We start from the raw sequence: 13619 nt of genomic DNA, 5'->3' as shown, positions 1-13619 counted from the left end.
GACATTCCCATGCAGATCGGCAGCTTTTTCCGCACCGCCAACGGCTATGAAGGGATCATCGAGACGGCGACGCTCGACATCCGCATTTCGATCGTTCCCTCCGACCCGATCGACGCCGAAAAGGCGCCGGACTGGCGCGTCCACCGCGGCGACAGCGAAGGCCCGGAGATCGGCGCGGGCTGGAACAAGACCGGCGAGCGCGCCGGGGATTACGTCTCGCTGCGCATCGACGACCCCGCGTTTGCGCAGCCGATCCGCGCCGCACTGTTCCAGAACACGGGCGACAAATCGGCCTGGTCGCTGCGCTGGAATCGTCAGCCGAAATCACGCGAGCAGGACTGACCCGGTGCGATCCCTGCTCATCCCTTTGTTCGCGGGAAAGCCGTCTCATCCCTTCGTCCCGCTCGGCCCAAGGCCGGCCGGCGCGCGCAGCGAAGGTCAAGGGCGGCCGACGGCCGGCGCTTCGCGCGAACCCTTTACCGCAGCGAGCACGCTGGCAGGCTGGCGTCGAAGCGGAGTCGGATCGGCCAAATTGATTGCCGCCGTCCTGTTGTCCGGTGGCGCTGCGCCGGGAACGGTTTGGGCGCAAGAAGCGCCCGTTGCCGTCCCCGCCGCAGCACATTCCTTCGCCGGTCATGTCGCCGACGCCGCGCGCCGGTTCGGGATTCCCGAAGCGTGGATATGGGCGGTCATGCGCGTCGAAAGCCGGGGCAATTCGCGCGCCGTCTCTCGGGCTGGCGCGATGGGACTGATGCAGATCATGCCCGCGACCTGGGCGGGGCTGCGCGCCCGTTACGGTCTCGGCCCCGACCCGTTCGACGTGAGCGACAACATCATGGCGGGTGCGGCCTACCTGCGCGAGATGCACGACCGCTACGGCAACGCGACCGCGATGCTGGCGGCCTATAATGCGGGACCGGGGCGCTACGACGATTACCTGTCGCGCGGCCGTCCGCTGCCCGCCGAGACGGTCGGCTACCTCGCCCAGCTTACAACCGTAGCCGGCGCACCGGATGTGGTTGAAACGGCGGTGAGTGCGCCGCCGGACCGCTTCGCGTGGCGTCGTGCGGCGCTGTTCGTCCGCACCGCGAGCGCCGCGTCCGAGGGCGTCTCCGAGCGGTCGGGCGGCGCAGAACCCGCGCCCGAACTGCCGGCGGATGGGCCGACATCCGGCGACTTTCGCGCCGCCGCCCCGTCTGCCAACGAGCCGGCGGACACGCTGTTCGTGCCCCGCGCCCGCGCCGGCCGACCGCAATGATCTGCGCTTCATCCCCATCATCCGTCCCGAGCAGGATTGTGCCTGGGGAGGGAGAAAACGGCAGGGACAGACGAGGGCAAGATATAAGCAGCGCCCCGTTCAGCCGAAAAGCCGAGGCTTTTCCGTGGCTTCACACGGGGGCGTCGGTCGGCGCGCGTGCCGCGCGGAAGGGAAAATCCAGCAATAACAAAGCCTCGAATGGCACCACAGGCCACTTTCGGCCGAAAGCGGCCCGGCCGTGAGCGAGGACAGCGAGTTCCGCGTTCGTCCCGGCAAAGCCAAGCGCAGCACGACGCAGGGCCGCAATGGCCGCGGCCTAGTCGCCGAGGTGCTGCGCGTCGCCGCGATCCACAGCGGCGGCCGGCGTGGCGGCGCGCGCCGTGGCGCGCAATCGACCTTCGGGCGGGGACGCACTGCCTTTGCCCGCAGCCGCCTGTTCGGCTCGGGCCGCCGCGTCATGGTCAAGATGCTCCCCGTGACCACCCGCAGCCGGGGCGGCCGGCGCTCGGCTCCGCTGTCCGCGCACGTCGCATATTTGAAGCGCGAAGGCGTCACCCGCGACGGCTCGCCTACTCGGATGTTCGACGCGGCCGGAGACAATGCAGACGATCGCGGTTTCACCGAGCGGTGCAAGGATGACCGGCATCATTTCAGGGTGATCGTGTCGCCGGAGGATGCCGCCGACCTGACCGACCTGCGCGAATACACGCGCGACCTCATGCGTCAGATGGAGGCGGATTTCGGGACGCAGCTCGATTGGGTCGCGGTCGATCACTGGAACACCGACAACCCGCACGTCCACTTGCTCGTGCGCGGCGTTACCGATCAGGGCGCCGATCTCGTTATCTCCCGCGACTACATCAGCCACAATCTCCGCTCGCGCGCGCAAGACCTGGCCTTCGCCGAGCTTGGGCCAAAGCCCGAACATGAGGTGCAGCGCGCGCTCGACCGTGAGGTGACGGCGGAACGCTGGACCCGGCTCGATACCGATATCAAGCGCGCGTCCGACGAGCTGGGCGTGATCGACTTGCGCCCCGAGCGGCCCGGCCCTGACGATCCGCGGCTCCGCCGTCTGATGGTCGGGCGCTTGCAACACCTAAAGACGATGGGGCTCGCGGCCGAAGGGGATACCGGCCAATGGGCGGTCGCGGAAGGTGCGGCGGCGAAGCTGCGCGAGCTGGGCGTGCGCGGCGACATCATCCGCACGATCGGCGCGGCGCTCAAGGATCGGGGGCAGGACCGGCCGCTCGACAGCTACGCCGTCGTCACCAGCGCGCCCGCGAAGCCGATCGCCGGCCGGCTGATCGACAAGGGCTTGCACGACGAGCTGACCGGCACCGCCTATGCCGTCATCGACGGCACGGACGGGCGCACCCACCATGTTCGCCTGCCGGGCATCGAGGCGCTGGAGCATAGCCCCAAGCTCGGCGGCATCGTCGAGTTGCGCGGCGTCGGCCGGCCCGGCGAGAAAACGCCGACGCTGGTGCTCGCCACGCGGTCGGACATTGACCTTGCCGCGCAGGTGAAAGCGCCCGGCGCGACCTGGCTTGACCATCGCCTGATCGAGCGTGGCGCCAGCGTTGCGGACGGCGGGTTCGGCGCCGAGGTGCGGCGCGCGATGGACGCGCGCACCGACCATCTCGTCAAGGAAGGGCTGGCGCGTCGCTTCGGCGAGCGGACGGTGTTCGAGCGCGGAATGCTCGACACGCTCCGCAAGCGCGAGCTGGACGCGGTTGGCGCGAAGATCGCGTGCGAGACCGGGCTTGCCTACCGGCCCGCTGGCTCCGGCGAGAAGATCGCAGGTGTTGTGCGCCAGCGCCTCGCGCTCGCGTCAGGCCGCTTCGCCATGGTCGACGACGGGCTCGGCTTCCGGCTCGTGCCGTGGGCCAGCACCCTCGAACAGCAACTCGGCCGTCAGGTGTCCGGCGTCGTCCGCGCCGGCGGCGGCATCGACTGGACGCTCGGCCGCAAGCGCGGCCTCGGCATCTGAATCAGGAGACCTCCATGTCCGCGACCAAGATACTCTGGGGCCAGATCATCATCGTGTTCCTGATCGTGCTCGCCGGGGTGTGGGGCGCGACGCAGTGGACAGCCGCCGCGCTCGCCTATCAGCCCGAGCTTGGCCCGCCGTGGGTCGTTGCCTTCGGCTGGCGCATCTATCCGCCGCCGGCCTTCTTTTGGTGGTGGTTTTCGTTCGACGCCTACGCGCCCGACATCTTCAAGACGGGCGCGTTCATCGCCGCGTCGGGCGGGTTCGCGTCGATCGCCGTCGCCATCGGCATGTCGGTGTGGCGCGCGCGTGAATTGAAGAACGCCGAGACCTATGGCTCAGCCCGCTGGGCGACCGAGCGCGAGGTTCATGCGGCCGGGCTGCTCGGGCCGAACGGCGTCGTGCTCGGCAGGCTCGCCCGCGACTATCTGCGCCACGATGGCCCTGAGCATGTGCTGTGCTTCGCCCCGACCCGTTCAGGCAAGGGCGTCGGCCTGGTCGTGCCGTCGCTGCTGACCTGGCCGGCGTCGGCAATCGTCCACGATATCAAGGGCGAGAACTGGACGCTGACCGCCGGCTTTCGGGCGCGGCACGGCCGCGTGCTGCTGTTCGATCCGACCAACGCCGCGTCGGCCGCCTACAATCCGTTGCTGGAGGTGCGGCGCGGCCAGTGGGAGGTTCGCGACGTGCAGAATGTCGCCGACGTGCTGGTCGATCCCGAAGGGTCGCTGGAGCGCCGGAATCATTGGGAGAAAACCTCCCACTCGCTGCTGGTCGGCGCGATCCTCCACGTCCTATATGCCGAGACGGACAAGACCTTGGCCGGCGTCGCCGGATTCCTCTCGGACCCGGCGCGCACGATCGAACAGACGCTGGCCGCGATGATGGCGACGCCGCACCTGGGCGAAGCCGGCGTGCATCCCGTCGTCGCTAGCGCCGCGCGCGAGCTGCTGAACAAGTCGGACAACGAGCGGTCGGGCGTGCTCAGCACGGCCATGTCGTTTCTCGGCCTCTACCGCGATCCTGTCGTCGCGCAAGTCACGCGGGCCTGTCACTGGCGCATATCGGATCTGGTCGAGGGCGAGCGGCCGGTGACGCTCTATCTGGTCGTGCCGCCCAGCGACATATCCCGCACCAAGCCGCTGATCCGCCTCATCCTCAACCAGATCGGGCGCCGGCTGACCGAGGAGTTGACCCCGAAGGGCAACCGCCATCGCGTGCTGCTGATGCTCGACGAGTTTCCCGCGCTCGGCCGACTCGACTTCTTCGAGTCTGCCCTGGCGTTCATGGCGGGCTACGGGCTCAAGGCGTTCCTGATCGCGCAGTCGCTCAATCAGATCGAGAAGGCTTACGGCCCCAACAACGCGATCCTCGACAACTGCCATGTCCGCGTGAGCTTCGCCACCAACGACGAACGCACGGCCAAGCGCGTGTCGGACGCGCTCGGCACCGCCACCGAGATGCGGGCGATGAAGAACTATGCCGGGCATCGCTTGTCACCGTGGCTCGGGCATTTGATGGTGTCGCGGTCCGAGACCGCCCGCCAGCTCCTCACCCCCGGCGAGGTGATGCAGCTCCCACCGGACGACGAGATCGTCATGGTCGCGGGCGTTCATCCGATCCGCGCGAAGAAGGCGCGCTACTATCAAGATCGCCGCCTGTCCGAGCGGATCGCGTCGGCGCCGGCGCCGGAGGCGGCCAGTGTCAGGTCCGATGACTGGACCGGGCGGCAGGCATCCGCTGATCCGAAGCAGGTCGCACGCATCGTCCGCGATGCCGAGGACGCTGCCAATGGAGGGCTGCGCCGAGAGCCCGAGCTGCCCGAGCATGTCGCCATTGCGCCGGAAACGACGGCCCCGCCCGCGCAGGAGTTCGCGATCGTGGAGGACGAGCAGGACGACGCGGCCCGGCAGGCAGCCGTGCGCCGCCGGATGCAGGGGCTCGCACGGCAAGCCTCGCTCGATCCGGCCGACGGCATCGACTTGTAGGAGGCCGTCATGCGGACCCGGCTCAACGTCTATTTCCCGCCCGCACTTGCTAAGCAGGTGGACGAGCTGGCGATCCGCCGCCGCATCTCGCGCTCGGCGATCGTGGAGGCGGCAGTGGCGTCCTATCTTTCGCCGGATGGCGCCGACCGGATGGAGGCGGCGTTCGCTCGCCGGCTCGACCGCCTGTCGCGTCAGGTGCAGCGGCTTGAGCGCAACACGGGACTCTCGACCGAAGCGCTGGCGCTGTTCGTCCGCTTCTGGCTGTCGGTGACACCGCCGCTGTCCGACGAGGACCAGGCTGCTGCGCAGGTGAAGGGGCGCAAGCGCTATGAGGGCTTCATCGAAACGCTCGGTCGTCGCTATGCCAGCGGCAAGAGCCTGCTGGACGAGATACCCGAAGATGTCGCTCCGAGACCGTCACCTGAAAGCGACTAGGTCGGCACCTCGAAGGGATCTGTAAATGCGTTCTGCCGATGCCAGATCGATCACATGCTTTCCGTGCGGTGTTGCCGTGACGAACTGTGCGATTTCCATAGGTGAGAATGAAAAGTATTCAGGCAATTTCAGCCGCCGTTTTGCCGCACCGTCTGCTGCGTTGCACTGATCGCACAGCACCGTTGGATGAAACCGAGCAACGCCGATGCCGTCCCAACTGCGTGCATGATCGTGATGCTCATGCAGTCCAGCCATCCAGTCTTCGAAGCGTTCTGCCGTGCGCGGGAAGCGCATAGTCCAACGGAGAATCTGGAATTTCGACCGCTTGCAACACGGGCAAGTCCAGTCGGGACCAACCCGCGCCCATAGCTGGTGGCAGTGCGCGCCCCTGTAAGCTGAAAATTCTTCCGCTGTCGGAATCCTCGGCGTCTTCTCTCGCTTCATGTCGCCGCTTCGTCCCCCGCGAGCGGCATGGAAAGGCTGCCATAGTCGCGGGTGCCGGTGATCCATGCCGATGGCGGCGCGGGCATCCCTCCGACATAGCGGGTAATGGCTGCCTCGATGTCGGCAGCGGATAAACCGCCGACGCCCGATCGGGCGACAATCTCATCGATAAAGGGGGAGGCGGCATGCACCCAATCGATCATCGTGAACCTGCCGTCCGCTGCCGACACGCGGCGGGGAAAGCCGCTGGCGATCCGCCCCGCATCCTTCGATGCGATGGTCAGCACAGCGCCCTTTACGCAATTGCTGCTGTCGAGTTTGTTCGCGTTGATGAGAGCCGTTCCCATCACGGGCAATAGGGTCATGCTCCCGCTCCCCAGCGACACGGTATCGTTGGACTGAAGGTTCGCTATCTCCTGACGGATTTCCTTGGGCCAGCAACCCGAGTAATCGGCGAAATCACCCTCGGCGACAGCGGCGCGGGCGAGGCAACCCGACGTCGCGATGTGGCGCATGAGCGCAACAGCGATTGCGACGCAGCGGTCCAGCGCTTCCTCGTGGAAATCGCCGACGATGACAAAGCCATCCCCGAACTGGTGGGCGAAGAGCCGATCGCCATCGTCGGTATAGACCTTGTTACCGATCGCGTAGATTCCGCTCATCAGCGCGCGCAATCCTGCCAAGGCTAACCCGCCGTCCTCCCAAAGTTTGCTAAAGCCCTCGATGTCGATCCAGATCGACCATCGTGGGCGGGCTTCGACTGAAAGCGATGCCCCAGTCTCTTCCGCGTCGTTTGTCTCTGAATTGCTTGCCATCATCCGTCCGTTATCGCCTCGCCGATTCGCCCGTCATCATTCCTGGTCGATAATGGTGCGAACCGCGGAGGCCGAGTGTCAGCCCAAACAAATCCGCCGCCGGCACCGTATATGCCGCCGCTTTTACTACGCCGATAAGTAGCTGTTGCAGGGCGAATATTTCTGCGTCTCTTGATGTGCTCCTGAGGTCAGGCGGCGGTTCGCCCGGCCCAATCCAGGGGCCGATCCTTGACCGTCCAGCCGATCCGATCCGAGACCAAGACACGCGGCGCGCGAATGCTGCGCACGGCGCTCGGACCGTCGATCGCGGGATGGCTGGACGATCCCGCCGTCATCGAAGTGATGCTGAACCCGGATGGCCGGCTTTGGCTCGATAGACTCGGCGAGGGGATCAGCGATACTGGCGAGCTGCTGAGCGCTGCCGATGGCGAGCGAATCGTCCGCCTGGTCGCGCACCATGTCGGCGTAGAGGTTCACGCCCGATCCCCGCGCGTCTCGGCCGAGCTGCCGGAAGGAGGTGAGCGGTTCGAGGGGTTGCTGCCGCCCGTCGTCGCCGCGCCGGCCTTCGCGATCCGTAAGCCCGCCGTCGCCGTGTTCACGCTCGACGACTACGTGGCTGCGGGGATCATGTCGGCGGCTGAAGCTGAGGCATTGCGCCACGGCGTCGAGAGCCGCGCCAACATCCTCGTCGCGGGCGGCACCGGCGCGGGCAAGACCACGTTGGTCAACGCGCTATTGGCGGAAGTCGCCAAGACCACCGACCGCGTCGTCCTGATCGAAGATACGCGCGAACTGCAATGCGCCGCGCCTAACCTCGTCGCCATGCGGACCAAGGACGGCGTGGTGTCGCTGTCCGAGCTGGTCCGCTCGTCGCTGCGCCTGCGCCCCGACCGCATCCCCATCGGCGAGGTTCGCGGTGCCGAGGCCCTCGACCTCATCAAAGCTTGGGGCACCGGTCATCCCGGCGGAGTCGGCACTATCCACGCCGGCACTGCGCTCGGCGCGCTGCGCCGCATGGAACAGCTCATCCAGGAGGCCGTCGTGACGGTCCCGCGCGCGCTGATCGCCGAGACGATCGACCTGATCGCCGTGCTGGTCCGCGACGCGCACGGGCGCCGGCTGACCGAGCTGGCCCGCGTCGAAGGGCTCGACCTCGCAACCGGCGACTACCGCCTCGCACCCCTCACCAACCACCAAGCCGGAGACCTGCCATGATCCATGCCCTTCGGCATGGCGCACGCCGCGCCATGCTTACCGCCACCGCCAGCGTGATCGCGCTGACCTTTGCCGTTCCGGCCCACGCCGGCGGCTCGTCGATGCCGTGGGAAGCGCCGCTCCAGTCGATCCTCGAAAGCATCGAGGGGCCAGTGGCGAAGATTATCGCCGTCATCATCATCATCGTGACCGGCCTGACGCTGGCGTTCGGAGACACATCGGGCGGCTCGCGCCGGCTGATCCAGATCGTGTTCGGCCTGTCGATCGCGTTCGCCGCGTCGAGCTTCTTCCTGTCGTTCTTCTCGTTCGGCGGCGGAGCGCTGATCGCATGAACGGGGCGGCCGATCATGGCGAACCGATCGCGGGCTATTTCGCCCCGGTCCACCGGGCGCTGACCGAGCAGATATTGCTCGGCGGCGCCCCACGCTCGATCGCCATCGTCAACGGGACGCTGGCGGGCGCGATCGGCCTCGGCCTGCGCCTGTGGATCGCCGGCCTGGTCATCTGGGCGGTCGGCCACGGGCTGTCCGTGTGGGCCGCTCGCCGCGACCCGCAATTCGTGGACGTGGCCCGACGCCACCTCCGCTACCCGACATGGATGCGGCCATGATGAGCTTGCGCGAATATCGCAGCAAAGCTGCAAACCTTCCTGACTTCCTGCCCTGGGCGGCGCTGGTCGGCGAAGGCGTCGTGCTGAACAAGGACGGCTCGTTCCAGCGCACCGCCCGGTTCCGCGGCCCTGATCTCGACAGCGCGACGCCGGCTGAGCTGGTCGCCACGACAGCGCGGCTGAACAACTCGCTGCGCCGTCTCGGCTCCGGCTGGGCGATCTTCGTCGAGGCGCAGCGCACCCCGGCGCTCGACTATCCGCAGTCCGACTTTCCCGATCCCGTGTCGTCGCTGGTCGAGTTCGAGCGCCGCGAACAGTTCCGCGAGGAGGGCGCGCATTTTGAGAGCCGCTACTTCCTGACGCTGCTGTGGATGCCGCCGGCCGAGGAAGCGGCGCGCGCCGAAGGCTGGCTCTACGAGGGCCGCTCCACATCCGGCGTCGATCCGTGGGAGCTGCTCAAGGGCTTCACCGATCGCAGCGACCGTGTGCTCAACCTGGTCGACGGCTTCGTGCCCGAGGTTCGCTGGCTCGATGACGCCGAGACGCTGACATACCTCCACTCGACCGTCTCGACCCGCCGCCAGCGCGTGCGCGTCCCCGAGACGCCGATGCACCTCGACGCGCTGCTCGCCGACGAGCCGCTGACCGGCGGGCTCGAACCGAAGCTCGGCGACCAACATCTTCGCACGCTCACCATCGTCGGCTTCCCGAGCGTGACCTTCCCCGGTCTGCTCGACGAGCTGAACCGGCTCGCCTTCGAGTATCGCTGGTCGACCCGCGCGATCATGCTCGACAAGACCGATGCGACCAAGCTGCTGAGCCGCATCCGCCGCCAGTGGTTCGCCAAGCGCAAGAGCGTGGTCGCGATCTTGAAGGAGGTGATGACCAACGAGGCGTCGGTCCTCGTGGACAGCGACGCCTCCAACAAGGCCGCCGACGCCGACACCGCCCTGCAGGAGTTGGGCGCCGACTATGCCGGCATGGCCTATGTCACCGCGACGGTGACGGTATGGGACCGCGATCCCGCCGTCGCCGCCGAGAAGCTGCGGCTGGTCGAAAAGGTCATCCAAGGCCGCGACTTCAACGTCATCCCCGAGGGCATGAACGCGATCGAGGCATGGCTGGGGAGCCTGCCCGGCCACACCTACGCCAATGTCCGCCAACCTCCCATCTCCACCATCAATCTCGCCCACCTGATCCCCCTGTCAGCAGTATGGGCGGGGCCGGAACGGGATGAGCATTTCGGCGCGCCCCCCTTGCTCTATGGCAAGACCGAAGGCTCGACCCCGTTCCGGTTTTCCCTTCACGTCGGCGACGTCGGCCACACGCTGATCGTCGGGCCGACCGGCGCCGGCAAGTCGGTGCTGCTCGCCCTCATGGCGATGCAGTTCCGCCGCTACGAGAACGGCCAGGTCTTCGCCTTCGATTTCGGCGGCAGCATTCGCGCCGCTGCGATCGGCATGGGCGGCGACTGGCAGGATCTCGGCGGGATGCTCGCCGACGAGGCCGGCGACGGCGTGCAGCTCCAGCCGCTCGCCCGTATTGATGATCCGGCCGAGCGCGCATGGGCGGCGGATTGGCTCGCGGCGATCCTCGCCTCGGAAGGCGTCGCGGTCGATCCGCAGGCGAAAGAGCATTTGTGGTCGGCGCTCGGCTCGCTTGCCAGTGCGCCCGTCACGGAACGCACGCTGACCGGGCTCGCCGTGTTGCTCCAGAGCCAGCAGCTCAAGCAGGCGCTCGCCTCCTATTGCCTTGGCGGGCCGTGGGGCCGGCTGCTCGATGCCGAGGCCGAACGGCTCGGCGAAGCGTCGGTGCAGGCGTTCGAGACCGAGGGTTTGGTCGGCGCCGGATCGGCCGCCGCGGTGCTGTCCTACCTGTTCCACCGGATCGAGGGCCGACTGGACGGCTCGCCCACGCTCATCATCATCGACGAGGGCTGGCTGGTTCTCGACAGCCCCGACTTCGCCGCGCAGCTCCGCGAATGGCTGAAGACCCTGCGCAAGAAGAACGCCAGCGTCGTTTTCGCCACGCAGAGCCTCGCCGACATCGAGACGTCGAGCATCGCGCCGGCCATCATCGAGAGCTGCCCGACGCGCATCTTCCTACCGAACGAACGCGCGGCCGAGCCGCAGATCGCCGCGATCTATGAGCGGTTCGGCCTCAACGCCCGCCAGATCGAAATCCTCAGCCGGGCGACTCCCAAGCGCGACTATTACTGCCAGTCGCGGCGCGGCAACCGGCTGTTCGAGCTGGGGCTGGGCGAGATCGCGCTGGCCTTCGCCGCCGCTTCTTCCAAGACCGATCAGCTCCGCATCGCCGAGCTGGTCGAGACCCACGGCCGCGAGCGCTTCGCCGCCGAATGGCTGCGCCATCGCGGCCTGGCCTGGGCGGTCGATCTTCTTCCCGAACCCCAACCCGATCCGCTGGCCGGTCGCCGGGAAGATGCCGGCCAGCTCCACCTTGCCTTGAAGGACACGACCCCATGAAACCCAATATCCTGCGCCGCGCCATGCTGGCCGGCGCCATCGCCACGTCGAGCATGATCGGCATCACCGCCGCCACGCCGGCGCACGCTCAGTTCGGCGGGATCGTCTATGACCCGACCAACTATGCGCAGAACGTGCTGACGGCCGCGCGGTCGCTCCAGCAGGTCAACAACCAGATCCAGCAAATCCAGCAGCAGGCGACCAGCCTCGTCAACGAGGCGCGCAACCTGGCTTCGCTGCCGTTCAGCTCGCTCCAGCAGTTGCAGCAGCAGGTGCAGCGCACCCAGCAGCTTCTCGGCGAGGCGCAGCGCATCGCCTACGATGTGCAGAACGTCCAGCAGGTGTTCAACGGCCGCTACAAGGGCGCGGCGCTCACCGGCACCCACGCGCAGATGGTCGCCAATGCCAATGCGCGTTGGGCGGATAGCGTCGGGGCGTTCGAGGACGCGCTGCGCGTTCAGGCCGGCGTCGTCGGCAACATCGACGGCGCGCGCACCACGATGGACGGCCTGGTCACGTCCAGCCAGTCGGCGACGGGCGCGCTTCAGGCGGCGCAGGCGGGCAACCAGCTTCTCGCGCTGCAATCACAGCAGCTTGCGGACCTGACGGCGCTGCTCGCCGCGCAGGGCCGGGCGCAGGCGCTGGATTCCGCGCGCAACGCTGCCGTCGAAGCCGAGAGCCGCGAACGGCTCCGCCGCTTCCTCACGCGGTCCACCGGCTATCAGCCGGGCAACGCCCGCATGTTCCACGACTGACGCCCGTGGACAGCAAGCTCCTCGCGCGCATCGGCGCCGTCATCTTCATCGCCATCGCCATCACGATGACGGCGATCGAGATGAGCCGCGCACCCGAACCCCCGCGCGCGGCGCCGGCGGCCGTCGCCGACACCTCGGCGACGGACCCGCTGCTGATCGAGCTGCGCCGCTGCCAGTCGATCGGCGCGGCCGGGGCAAGCGACTCCGACTGCCTGCGCGCCTGGGCCGAGAACCGTCGCCGATTCCTCGCGCCCGGCGCGCGCCCCGCCGCCCGCATCGCCGAAGACGCTTCGGCACAGGAGAACTGACATGGGCGGCACCGGCGTCGTCGATCGCTTTCTGGATGTCTTCACCCGCTACATCGACAGCGGGTTCGGCCTTCTCGGCGGCGAGGTGGCGTTCATCGCCACCACCCTGATCGTCATCGACGTGACCCTGGCCGCGCTGTTCTGGACGTGGGGTGAGGGCGACGACATCATCGCCCGCCTCGTCAAGAAGACGCTGTTCATCGGCGTCTTCGCCTACATCATTGGCAACTGGAACAGCCTGGCACGCATCGTCTTCGAGAGCTTCGCCGGGCTCGGCCTCAAAGCGTCGGGCACCGGCTTTACGGCCGCCGAACTGCTCCAGCCGGGCCGCGTCGCCCAAGTTGGGCTGGAGGCTGGTCAGCCGATCCTAGAATCCATTTCAGACTTGATGGGCTGGGTCGCATTCTTCGAGAACTTCATCCAGATCGCGGTGCTGCTGATCGCCTGGGTGCTGGTCATCCTCGCCTTCTTCATTCTGGCGATCCAGCTTTTCGTGACGCTGATCGAGTTCAAGCTGGCGACGCTCGCCGGCTTCGTCCTTATTCCGTTCGGCCTGTTCGGCAAGACCGCCTTCATGGCCGAGCGCGTGCTGGGGCTGGTGATCTCGTCGGGCATCAAGGTGCTGGTGCTCGCCGTCATCGTCGGCATCGGCTCGACCTTGTTCGATGAGTTCCGCGCCGGTTTCGGCGGCGCGCAGCCGAGCATCGAGGACGCGATGGCCGTCGCGCTTGCCTCGCTGTGTCTTCTCGGCCTTGGTATCTTCGGCCCGTCGATCGCCAATGGCATCGTCTCCGGCGGCCCGGCGCTTGGCGCAGGGGCTGCGGCGGGAACCGTGCTCGCAGCCGGCGGCGCGCTTGCCGGTGGCGCCGCTGCCGCCCGCCTCGGCGTCGGCGCGGCGGCGGGTGCAGTAGGCGGCGCAGCGCGCGGCGCCGCCTTCACTTCGGGCGCCGCCAACAGCGCCTATGCACTCGGTTCGGCCGGCAAGACCGGCGCTGCCGCCGTTGCCGGCGGCGCTGCTGGCGTCGGCCAGGCCGCCGTCGGCGCAGCCATGTCGCCGCTTCGCAAGGCGGCCGCCTCGCTCAAGGGCAGCTATCGCTCGGGCGGCCGCGCCGCCGTCACCGCAACGGGCGGGACCGTTTCAGGCGGCGGCTCCGCGCCGTCGCCGGACGCGCCGGCCGGAGCGCCCGCCTGGGCGTCCGCGATGAAGAACCGCCAGACCATGACCCACGGCGCGACCATCGCCGCCCACACGCTGCGCTCCGGCGACGGCGGCGGCAGCGGCGCGTCCGTCGACACCAGCCAGAAGGATTGATCC

14 protein-coding genes are annotated in these 13619 nt (G+C 67.9%); 12 read left to right on the top strand and 2 right to left on the bottom strand.

What is annotated here, in order from left to right; genetic code table 11:
- Nucleotides 1–9: 9 nt before the first annotated feature.
- From PQ455_RS05465 to PQ455_RS05445, 5 genes are all read left to right on the top strand, one after another.
- Nucleotides 10–342 carry a DUF736 domain-containing protein gene (locus PQ455_RS05465; RefSeq protein ID WP_273689940.1) on the top strand — a complete coding sequence of 111 codons (333 nt, stop codon included), beginning with the start codon at nt 10–12 and terminating at the stop codon, nt 340–342.
- 151 nt (nt 343–493) lie between these two features.
- Nucleotides 494–1258, top strand: coding sequence for a lytic transglycosylase domain-containing protein (locus PQ455_RS05460; protein WP_420542858.1), 765 nt, complete (start codon nt 494–496; stop codon nt 1256–1258).
- A gap of 238 nt (nt 1259–1496) precedes the next feature.
- Complete coding sequence (locus tag PQ455_RS05455; RefSeq protein WP_273689938.1) at nt 1497–3248, top strand: relaxase/mobilization nuclease domain-containing protein; 1752 nt, start codon at nt 1497–1499, stop codon at nt 3246–3248.
- Between the two features lie 14 nt (nt 3249–3262).
- Nucleotides 3263–5236: a conjugal transfer protein TraG gene (locus PQ455_RS05450; RefSeq protein ID WP_273689936.1), complete on the top strand. Its 1974-nt coding sequence runs from the start codon at nt 3263–3265 to the stop codon at nt 5234–5236.
- 9 nt (nt 5237–5245) lie between these two features.
- A complete protein-coding gene (locus PQ455_RS05445) occupies nt 5246–5671 on the top strand; it encodes a ribbon-helix-helix domain-containing protein (RefSeq protein WP_273689935.1) in 426 nt (141 codons plus the stop codon).
- Here PQ455_RS05445 and PQ455_RS05440 read toward each other — a convergent pair.
- Entirely contained in the window at nt 5654–6115 is a 462-nt protein-coding gene (locus PQ455_RS05440) for a hypothetical protein (protein ID WP_273689933.1), read from the bottom strand. The genes PQ455_RS05445 and PQ455_RS05440 overlap by 18 nt on opposite strands.
- Entirely contained in the window at nt 6112–6930 is an 819-nt protein-coding gene (locus PQ455_RS05435) for a hypothetical protein (protein ID WP_273689931.1), read from the bottom strand. Before PQ455_RS05435 ends, PQ455_RS05440 begins: the two co-directional genes overlap by 4 nt.
- Before the next feature lie 228 nt (nt 6931–7158).
- Here PQ455_RS05435 and trbB point away from each other — a divergent pair, with 228 nt between their 5' ends.
- Genes trbB through trbL form a run of 7 tightly spaced genes read left to right on the top strand, consistent with a single transcriptional unit; the run spans nt 7159 to nt 13616 of the window.
- Nucleotides 7159–8145, top strand: a complete 987-nt coding sequence (trbB, locus tag PQ455_RS05430) for a P-type conjugative transfer ATPase TrbB (protein WP_273689929.1) — start codon at nt 7159–7161, stop codon at nt 8143–8145.
- Nucleotides 8142–8477, top strand: coding sequence for a TrbC/VirB2 family type IV secretion system protein (locus PQ455_RS05425; RefSeq protein ID WP_048578620.1), 336 nt, complete (start codon nt 8142–8144; stop codon nt 8475–8477). Before trbB ends, PQ455_RS05425 begins: the two co-directional genes overlap by 4 nt.
- Complete coding sequence (locus PQ455_RS05420; RefSeq protein ID WP_273689897.1) at nt 8474–8755, top strand: VirB3 family type IV secretion system protein; 282 nt, start codon at nt 8474–8476, stop codon at nt 8753–8755. Before PQ455_RS05425 ends, PQ455_RS05420 begins: the two co-directional genes overlap by 4 nt.
- Nucleotides 8752–11241, top strand: coding sequence for a conjugal transfer protein TrbE (gene trbE / locus PQ455_RS05415; protein ID WP_273689895.1), 2490 nt, complete (start codon nt 8752–8754; stop codon nt 11239–11241). Before PQ455_RS05420 ends, trbE begins: the two co-directional genes overlap by 4 nt.
- Nucleotides 11238–11996, top strand: a complete 759-nt coding sequence (gene trbJ / locus PQ455_RS05410) for a P-type conjugative transfer protein TrbJ (RefSeq protein WP_273689892.1) — start codon at nt 11238–11240, stop codon at nt 11994–11996. The genes trbE and trbJ overlap by 4 nt, the downstream gene beginning before the upstream one ends.
- Before the next feature lie 5 nt (nt 11997–12001).
- A complete protein-coding gene (gene trbK-alt, locus PQ455_RS05405) occupies nt 12002–12304 on the top strand; it encodes a putative entry exclusion protein TrbK-alt (RefSeq protein WP_273689890.1) in 303 nt (100 codons plus the stop codon).
- 1 nt (nt 12305) lies between these two features.
- Nucleotides 12306–13616, top strand: coding sequence for a P-type conjugative transfer protein TrbL (trbL, locus tag PQ455_RS05400; protein ID WP_273689888.1), 1311 nt, complete (start codon nt 12306–12308; stop codon nt 13614–13616).
- Nucleotides 13617–13619 lie beyond the last annotated feature (3 nt).

Source organism: Sphingomonas naphthae (genome assembly GCF_028607085.1).
Taxonomy (GTDB): Bacteria; Pseudomonadota; Alphaproteobacteria; order Sphingomonadales; family Sphingomonadaceae; genus Sphingomonas_Q; species Sphingomonas_Q naphthae.
Note: the sequence above shows the minus strand (reverse complement) of the source record. Positions and strands in the feature narration are given on the sequence as shown.

Coding starts and splice junctions, on each gene's coding strand:
- PQ455_RS05450 (WP_273689936.1), top strand. CDS start 3,263: ATGTCCGCGACCAAGATACTCTGGGGCCAGATCATCATCGTGTTCCTG.
- PQ455_RS05425 (WP_048578620.1), top strand. CDS start 8,142: ATGATCCATGCCCTTCGGCATGGCGCACGCCGCGCCATGCTTACCGCC.
- trbE (WP_273689895.1), top strand. CDS start 8,752: ATGATGAGCTTGCGCGAATATCGCAGCAAAGCTGCAAACCTTCCTGAC.
- trbL (WP_273689888.1), top strand. CDS start 12,306: ATGGGCGGCACCGGCGTCGTCGATCGCTTTCTGGATGTCTTCACCCGC.
- trbJ (WP_273689892.1), top strand. CDS start 11,238: ATGAAACCCAATATCCTGCGCCGCGCCATGCTGGCCGGCGCCATCGCC.
- PQ455_RS05435 (WP_273689931.1), bottom strand. CDS start 6,930: ATGGCAAGCAATTCAGAGACAAACGACGCGGAAGAGACTGGGGCATCG.
- PQ455_RS05440 (WP_273689933.1), bottom strand. CDS start 6,115: ATGAAGCGAGAGAAGACGCCGAGGATTCCGACAGCGGAAGAATTTTCA.
- PQ455_RS05465 (WP_273689940.1), top strand. CDS start 10: ATGCAGATCGGCAGCTTTTTCCGCACCGCCAACGGCTATGAAGGGATC.
- PQ455_RS05445 (WP_273689935.1), top strand. CDS start 5,246: ATGCGGACCCGGCTCAACGTCTATTTCCCGCCCGCACTTGCTAAGCAG.
- PQ455_RS05420 (WP_273689897.1), top strand. CDS start 8,474: ATGAACGGGGCGGCCGATCATGGCGAACCGATCGCGGGCTATTTCGCC.